Source organism: Petrotoga sp. DB-2, assembly GCF_054051725.1.
On record NZ_JBSVZD010000001.1, the window covers coordinates 192,534 to 200,738 of the forward strand.

The following is an 8,205-nucleotide window of genomic DNA, read 5'->3' on the forward strand; positions in this document are numbered from 1 at the left end:
GGGTTTCACCCCGAAGCGTTTAGGAACATCTCATCATTATAAAGAAAAATATTAGTGTAAAGGAGGAAATTTTCCATGCAAAATAAACAAAAGGAAAAACCAAAAAAAAGATCGGGAAAAAGATTCTTAAGGATTATACTAATTTCCTTGATTGTGGCTATTTTCCTGCTTGGAGTTGGCTACATCTACTTTGAATATAATAGGCTTTCGTACCTCAATTTGAATCTTCAAAATAGTTGGAGAAGTTATATGGCATATTTAATCGATTTTATACCGGGATTAAGAAATTTATCCAAGTATGAATATTTAGAAATTTCTGATCCTTTCTATTTGCAAAAGGAATTGCTAGATACCAAACTCAAAGCTATACTAGACGAAAGAGAAAAATTAATTGCCGAACAAAATGAATTACAAAAACTTTTAGACCAAATTTCACAAGAAAGTACAAAGTTAATGGCTCAAAGAGAAGAATTAGAAAAGTTAAATCAAGAATATCAACAAAAAATTGATCAATACAACGATTACAACACAAGAATAAATACCTTAGCCAATTGGCTCGCTAGATCAACCCCTCAACAAATTGCCAATGCTTTAAGTAGAGAAGAAGTAAGTGTGGAATTACTAGTTGATGCACTTGCAACCCTTGAATCAAAATCAGCCGCTGAAATACTGCAAGCCCTTGCGCTTGTTAACCCACAAAAAGCTGCTGAAGTAATTGCCAAAACGGGAGAAAAAAGGAGCGAATAATTTTGAATATTGCCTTAACTGATCTTATAACAAATTTACCTAAATCAAAAAACATTAATCATTTTACTGCGAATGCCTCTAATGCTAAAATAGAATCCTTCGATCAAAAACTTCAAGATATTTTTAGCAACATAGAAGAAGAAAGTCTTGGTTTTAAAAACTCTCCTATGCCTGAAAAAGAAGTGATAAATAATGATAAAAACAACGATTCTATCAAACTTTTAATTAAAACCGACGAAAAAACAAATAATAAGTCATCGATCACACTGAATACGATTGATTCGAAAGATTTAATAATTTCAAACACTAAAAAAAACAAAAAGATTCAATTGAACGTCGATCAATTACTCTTACTCATAGAAACTTTTACTAAAAACACTAAAGACATCAATGAAAAGGAATTATTAATTCAAGCTCAAAAAATATTATCCTCCTCTAAAACGGAGTTTACAGATGATGACATAGAGGTATTACAAAAAGCTTTTAGCATTATTATAAAAGAAAGAAAGGGTAGTAATAGTGAAATACCTCTAGAAGGTTTAATCAAGTATTCTAATTCCATAGAAGAAAGTCCCAATATTATGTTACAAAACAGCCTCCATTCAAAAGGTTCACAAGAAGCCAATCAGATTGTCAACTCTGATATCCAAAAATTATTATCTAGAATAGAAGAAAGCTTAAAAAGAACAAAAAACAAAAATGAAATTAATACACTAGAGCAAGCTCAAAAAATATTATCCTCCTCTAAAACACAACTTACAGAAGAAGACAAAGAGGTACTACAAAAAGCATTTAACATTATCATGAAAGAAAATAAGGCTAGTAATAGTGAAATAACTGAGGAAAGTCCCTCCACTATGTCACAAAACAACCTCCATTCAAAAGGTTCAAAAGAAACCAATCAGATTGTTGATCCTGATATTCAAAAATTATTATCTACAATGGAAGAAAGCTCAAAAAACGTAGAAAACAAAAATGAAACCAATACATTAGAGCAAGCTCAAAAAATACTCTCATCTTTTAAAACAGAATTTACACCTGACGAATTAAATATAATTAAAACTGCTATGGATATAATTAACACCAATAATTCAAAGACGGGAAACTCTTTATCAAGCATAATTGAAGAAACAAATCTCATAAACAATTCCTTGATTAAGGGAAACACCAATGAAATAAAGAATAATAAAAATGAGAATAATGATTCTATAAAATCAAAACAATTTGATTCAAAAGTGGATCTTTTAAATACAAAAAACAACTTCGGTAAGAATGTATATTTAGACCCTTATGAAACCAGAGAAAGCAATACAAATAAAGATAAAAAATCAGAATTACAAAAAGATAATACAGTAAAACTTACACCATCCAGTAATTTAGGAGACGTCAGCAAGAATTTAGATATCGAACAATTAAAAACCAATCCAAGCACTAATGAAATAGATTTAAAATCCCTACAAATCAACAAAAATAATATACGAGACGGTATCCCTACAACTAATCTAAAAGATTTAAACGCTCAAATAAAGGAAGTAATTATTTCTAAAAACACTCAAACTTTTCTAAACGAAAGTTTCTCAGTCAAAATATCTCCTCCAGACTTAGGAAAAGTTGATATTCAAATCTTAAAAAACGGGCAAGCTGTAACTGTTAATATATCAACGGAAACAGAAAATGCAAAAAATATTATATCAAAAACATTACAGTCTTTAGTTGGAAATTTAAGGGATGAAGGATACCAACCCATCAATATAAAAGTGAATGTCACACAAGAAGAACATTATTTAGCCGATCAAAATCAACAACAGCAACAAGAGCAAGAGCAGAAAAAATACAATGAAGATAACCAGAATGACGATCAGCCAGAAGAAGGCACCTACTACACCTTTGATGATTATTTAAGGAGTGATTTGAATGCTTAACTCAGTATCGATGGATTCTATATATCAAAGTACATATGATGCAAAAAAGGACAGAGAAATCAAAAAAGAATTAGACAAAGAAGCTTTTTTAGAACTGCTGGTTACAGAATTACAAAACCAGGATCCGACTCAACCGATGGAGAACAAAGATCTTGTAGCTCAGCTTTCTCAACTATCTTCCACTGAACAAATAACCAATATGAGCCAGGCAATTCAAGAAATGGTTAACTCCCAAATGTCGCTCAATAAATTGCAAGCTGCAAGCTTGATAGGAAAAACCGTTGTGGTGAATGACAACACGATTGTCTTGCAAAGTGGGGTAGCAGAAGGATTAAACTATGGATTAGACAACAGCTCCCAAGTATATTTAGAGATTTATGATTCAAAGGGACAAGTAGTTTACACAGAAGATTTGGGTGTGCAGGAAGCAGGGTTACACTCATATGTTTGGAGCGGAAGAAACAGCGATGGAATTATGATGCCTGATGGAGAATATCTCTATGGAATTTACACAGTAGAAAATGGTCAAATTGTAGCAAATACTGGTGTGAAAAGTGGGGTTGTTGAAGCGGTGAAGTTCTTAGGCAACGAACTGTACCTACTTATCAACGGTGAAATGTATCCTTATTCGGTAGTAAACGAGATAAGTGCCTAAATTTTGATAAGCAATAAGACTAGATAGGAGGAGTATAACATGCTCAGATCAATGTACTCTGGAATCACAGGTTTAAGGAATTTTCAGGATCAACTCGACATAGTTGCAAACAATATCGCCAACGTTAACACCGTAGGTTACAAAGGCTCTAGAGCAACATTTCAAACGACTCTTTTTCAAACATTAAGTGCAGGAAACGCACCTCAAAACCAACTAGGTGGCACAAACCCTATGCAAATTGGGTTAGGTTCTCAATTAGCTTCTATAGACAAATTAATGACACAAGGTTCTCCTATGTCTACAGGTAAAGCTACAGATCTTATGATCCAAGGAGAAGGTTTTTTTATACTTTCAGATGGAATAGGTCAATACTACACACGAGCTGGTAATTTCACTAGAGATTACAACGGATTCTTTGTAGATCCTGCATCTGGAATGAAATTACAAGGTTGGACAGCAAAAATCAATCAAGAAGGAAATAGAGTCATTGACACCAACGATCCTATAGGAGATATTCAAGTATCTAGTGGACAAGTAATGGCGGCAAAGCAAACCTCCTTTGTAAGACTTGCACATAACTTAAACGCCGGTGCAGGTATTCAGGACACAACAATTGTGGTCAAGAGTACAACAGGTGAAAATATACCTGTAAAATTTTCTTTCAAAAGGGATATGAGCGAAGAAAACAAGGATAAAAATGTTTACAATTGGACTGCAAGTGTAGTTGGTTCGGATTATAATTTTGCACTTTATGATAGTTCTAGCGACCCTATTAACCAACTTAACGGAAAAGTAGAGCTTGACGGCACAGGAAATGTAATTAGTTGGGTTAATTACGATATCAACGGAGATCCTTTAGCAGAAAATAAGATTTCTATATACGACATAAACGGTGAAATAGTGGATCAATATGGTGATTCTCTTACTGTAGCTACATCAGGACCCGATGCTACTCTCACAGGAAGCATTAGAGTTACAGATATCAAAACGGGAAAAGTGGTTTATTATGATCCGAAAGATATTACAATTGATTTTGATGGTTCCGGAGGTCTAACAATAAATTTAACTATTAATGGCTCACCAGTGGATTTTTCTGGAACTGCGGATACAGTTGGTGAATTCAACAAATTACTATCAGCTGGAATTACTTCTGGAGATTATACACTCACGGGTTTGCGTTTAGTTGGAGATTCTGATGCATATACTATCAATAATCAGACTCTTGCTGACTTAAAATCCGTTAGAGAGATGATTCAACCACCTTCAGGAGGAAAGATTAGATTCACCGATCTCAACAACCCCACCAACTTTTCAGAAGCCAACTATATCAGTCCATCTGTAACCACATCGACAGTAGTATTCGATTCTCTAGGTAACCCTTACAATGTCTATTTAAAATTTACAAAAATAGATGCTAACACTTGGTATTGGAAGGCAGAGTTAGAAGATGGCACCCCTTTGTATAAAAGTACCGCTGATGGTCAATTACTCGATGATTCCGCCGAAGGAGTAATAGCCTTCGACGCAAACGGCAACATAGCCGCAACTCAATGGAAAATCAACGATGACGGTACCATAGATCAAACTATCGGAGATGGTGACGATGGAGCAACGGGTTTCTGGTTCGACCCAGCTGAGCTGGGAGCTGCTTTAGATCCAAGCGTGGACCCTCAATCAGCAGCTGGTGCAGGCCCTGTTAACGTTTCGATTAATTTTCAAGAACTTTCTCAATTTTTTGCAGAAAATTCCATAGCGGTTACCGAACAAGATGGAAACGCTCAAGGAACCTTAAAATCTTTTGCTATAAACACCAATGGACAGATTATAGGATCTTTCACAAACGGTTTAACCGCCCCCTTGGGGCAAGTAGCTTTAGCCACTTTTAACAATCCTGAAGGTTTATCAGCTACGGGTAACTCTATGTACGCTTTGAGCTCAAACAGTGGACTTCCACAAATAGGTGTCTCTGGTGTTGGAGGAAGGGGAAGTATTAATCCAGGGGCTTTAGAAATGTCGAATGTGGATTTAGCGGAAGAATTCACCAACATGATCATAGCTCAAAGAGGATTCCAAGCAAATTCAAGAAGTATAACTACCGCAGATGCGATCCTTAACGAACTTGTAAACATCAAGAGATAATTATGCTCTTTATGGGGGTGGGCTGCGGGGTAAAGGGGCGCTAAAACGGGTTTTAGAGTTTCTAAAGTGAACAATCTTTGGAGGTTAAGATGATTAAACTCACAAAATTGAACGATGAAGAATTTTATATAAACCCTTATCAAATTGAAAAGATAGAGTGTCATCCTGATACGACCATAACGATGATGAACGGTCATGTTTACGTCGTTAAAGAAAGTATTGAAGAAGTTAAGAAAAAAGTGGTAGAATTAAATAAGGAAATTTTTGGCAAATAAAGTATGTATTATTTTTGAGCAAACTTTTTATAATTGGAATAGTGCAAAACAAGAGGTGGGATAGTTGTGGATATATCGACAATAATCGGTTTATCTTTAGCGATAGTTGCACTAGTAGTAGGTGCAGGGAGTGAATTTACAACTTTACTAGATATACCTTCTTTTTTTATAACCGTTTTGGGATCTATTGGTGCAACATTCATCGCCCATCCAAGTTCAAGGTCTTTTAAAATGTTTAACATTATCATTGAAGCCCTCAAAAATCCTAAGATAGACAACCTTGAAACATTGAGGACCTTATACTCGTTTTCTGAAAAAGCAAGACGGGATGGTATGATATCTTTAGAAGAAGATTTACCCAGTGTTCAAAGTGAATTTTTAAGAGATGGTTTGAGAGCCGCCGTTGATGGTACGGATCCAGAAGAGATAAAAAAGATATTAGAAGTGAAAATGGACATGTACCAAGAAACTGAAGAAGATAAGATCTCAGTTTTGGACACTTGGGGAGCTATGGCTCCAGCCTTTGGTATGATAGGAACTTTGATAGGATTGGTTTTGTTGTTAGATACTCTTAGTGATCCAACAACTATTGGACCGAGAATGTCTCTCGCCCTTATTACAACGTTATACGGTGCTCTTATTGCAAACACCATCGCTCTCCCACCTGCTGAAAAATTAAAAAAAAGGGTGGATAAAAATATCAACCAAATGCGAATGATGTTAGAAGGTATATTGTCGATAGTACAAGGTGAAAATCCACATTTGATGGAAGAAAAACTAAAGGCATTTCTCAGTGAAGAAGAAAGACGTGCCTATGAGGCAGAAAAAGGTGAAGCTGTTTTGTAATTTAGAGGTGATATTTTATGCCTAGAAAGAAAAGAGAGAAAAAAGGTGAAGCCCCATGGATGCAAACTTTCAGCGATATGACTACACTGTTGTTAACAATGTTTATCGCATTGTTTTCTATGGCAACTATATCACCTGGAAAATTTCAACAGGCGGTTGTTAGTTTACAAAGTGTATTCGAAGGTCAACCTGTTGGGGTACTAGTTGGAGGCAGAAGTATTTCCGAAGAACCTTTGATTACTTCTAATCCTGGAATTAGGCAAGAATTATTAAAAATTATAGAAGATGAAAGGTATAAAGGGAAAATTACTATTGAGGAAACGGATAAAGGGACGATAATATCTATGAAAGATATTGCCTTTTTTAGAACAGGGAGCGCTGAATTAACCGCCGAAGCGAAAGAGCTGTTGTATAGGATAGGTACGATAATATTAGAACACACATCTAATGCGATTGAAGTTTATGGTTTTACGGATGACAGGCCAATTTTACCTTCGAGTTTATATCCTTCTAATTGGCATTTGAGTGCAGCTAGAGCGGCAAGTGTAGTTAGTTTTTTTACCACAGAATTGAAAAATAGAAGGCTAGTAGAAAAGATGGCTGAGATTAATTCTGGACAATTTGATATAGATTATTTTTACAATTCAGATAGATTCTTCCCAATTGGTTTGGGAGATAGTGAAATAACGAAAGAAATTAACCTATTAAGGTCGGAAATTGATTCACGAAAATCCTTTGCTTTAGATCAATTCACAAAAGGAGAAATAAATTCTGCACAGTTACAGCAAATTGAAAAAGAATTAGAAAACGAATATAATACAAGATTGAATGAATTAAGGCAAAAATATAGAAGAATAGATATTCTTATACTAAGACAAAGAGTAAGATAAATGCAAGAGAGTGGAGGCGAAAGATTTTGGAGAATGAAAATATAACTTCAGAAGAGGGAAAAACTAAAAAATCAAAGCCATCTTTTTTAATGACTTTAATAATAGTCATAGTTGTCGCTTTAATAATATCAGGAATCACGTCTTTTTTTATAGTGAGGATCCTGACGTCAAATGTTGCTTCAAGTTCTGATCAATCTTCACAAGTGTCCGCCACAACTCCTGCTAGAGTGATATTAATTATGGAAGGTTCTAGATATACTATGATGTTAAAAGGAGGATACGACATTGCTGTTGTAGATTCTTTACAGTTAGATGTTGGAAGTAATCAGGCGAGAGATTTAATAACTTCCAACCGCTTAGAGGTGTTAGAGGCTATACGAATGATATTTATGAACAAAACAAGAGGTGAGCTTTCAACACCACAAGGCATAGAGTTAACTAAGAAACAAATAAAAGACACGATAAATGAAATGCTAGGATTTACAGGTGAAAGGGAAAGTTTGGGAGTTATAAAGGTGACAATGATTATAATGACCATAACAACTAGTCAATAATGGTTCGCTAAGTGAAAACATTAAGGGGCAAGCCCCTTAAGATCCCCAAGTTCAAAGTCGAAAATCAACTTAAAAACATGGTTTGCATACTACAGCAAACAAGGGGCAAGCCCCTTAAGATCCCCAAGTTCAAAGTCGAAAATCAACTTAAAAACATGGTTTGCATACTACAGCAAA

At 35.0% G+C, this 8,205-nt stretch carries 8 protein-coding genes; all 8 read left to right on the top strand.

Annotation, left to right across the window (positions count from 1 at the left end; translation table 11 throughout):
• Positions 1-75 precede the first annotated feature (75 nt).
• The 8 genes from ACW9JY_RS00930 to ACW9JY_RS00965 all read left to right on the top strand — a co-directional run bounded on the left by ACW9JY_RS00930 (position 76) and on the right by ACW9JY_RS00965 (position 8,028).
• A complete protein-coding gene (locus ACW9JY_RS00930; protein WP_457283027.1) occupies positions 76-747 on the top strand; it encodes a hypothetical protein in 672 nt (223 codons plus the stop codon).
• A 2-nt stretch (positions 748-749) separates the two neighbouring features.
• Complete coding sequence (gene fliK / locus ACW9JY_RS00935; protein ID WP_103897892.1) at positions 750-2,669, top strand: flagellar hook-length control protein FliK; 1,920 nt, start codon at positions 750-752, stop codon at positions 2,667-2,669.
• Entirely contained in the window at positions 2,662-3,324 is a 663-nt protein-coding gene (locus tag ACW9JY_RS00940; protein ID WP_457283028.1) for a flagellar hook assembly protein FlgD, read from the top strand. Before fliK ends, ACW9JY_RS00940 begins: the two co-directional genes overlap by 8 nt.
• Before the next feature lie 39 nt (positions 3,325-3,363).
• Positions 3,364-5,463, top strand: coding sequence for a flagellar hook-basal body complex protein (locus ACW9JY_RS00945; protein WP_103897894.1), 2,100 nt, complete (start codon positions 3,364-3,366; stop codon positions 5,461-5,463).
• 89 nt (positions 5,464-5,552) lie between these two features.
• Complete coding sequence (locus ACW9JY_RS00950) at positions 5,553-5,738, top strand: flagellar FlbD family protein (protein ID WP_103079225.1); 186 nt, start codon at positions 5,553-5,555, stop codon at positions 5,736-5,738.
• 66 nt (positions 5,739-5,804) lie between these two features.
• On the top strand, positions 5,805-6,584 hold the full coding sequence (locus ACW9JY_RS00955) for a motility protein A (RefSeq protein ID WP_103079226.1): 780 nt from the start codon (positions 5,805-5,807) through the stop codon (positions 6,582-6,584).
• Between the two features lie 17 nt (positions 6,585-6,601).
• Entirely contained in the window at positions 6,602-7,474 is an 873-nt protein-coding gene (locus ACW9JY_RS00960; RefSeq protein WP_103079227.1) for an OmpA/MotB family protein, read from the top strand.
• Between the two features lie 26 nt (positions 7,475-7,500).
• Complete coding sequence (locus ACW9JY_RS00965; RefSeq protein WP_457283029.1) at positions 7,501-8,028, top strand: flagellar basal body-associated FliL family protein; 528 nt, start codon at positions 7,501-7,503, stop codon at positions 8,026-8,028.
• The last annotated feature ends 177 nt before the right edge of the window (positions 8,029-8,205 follow it).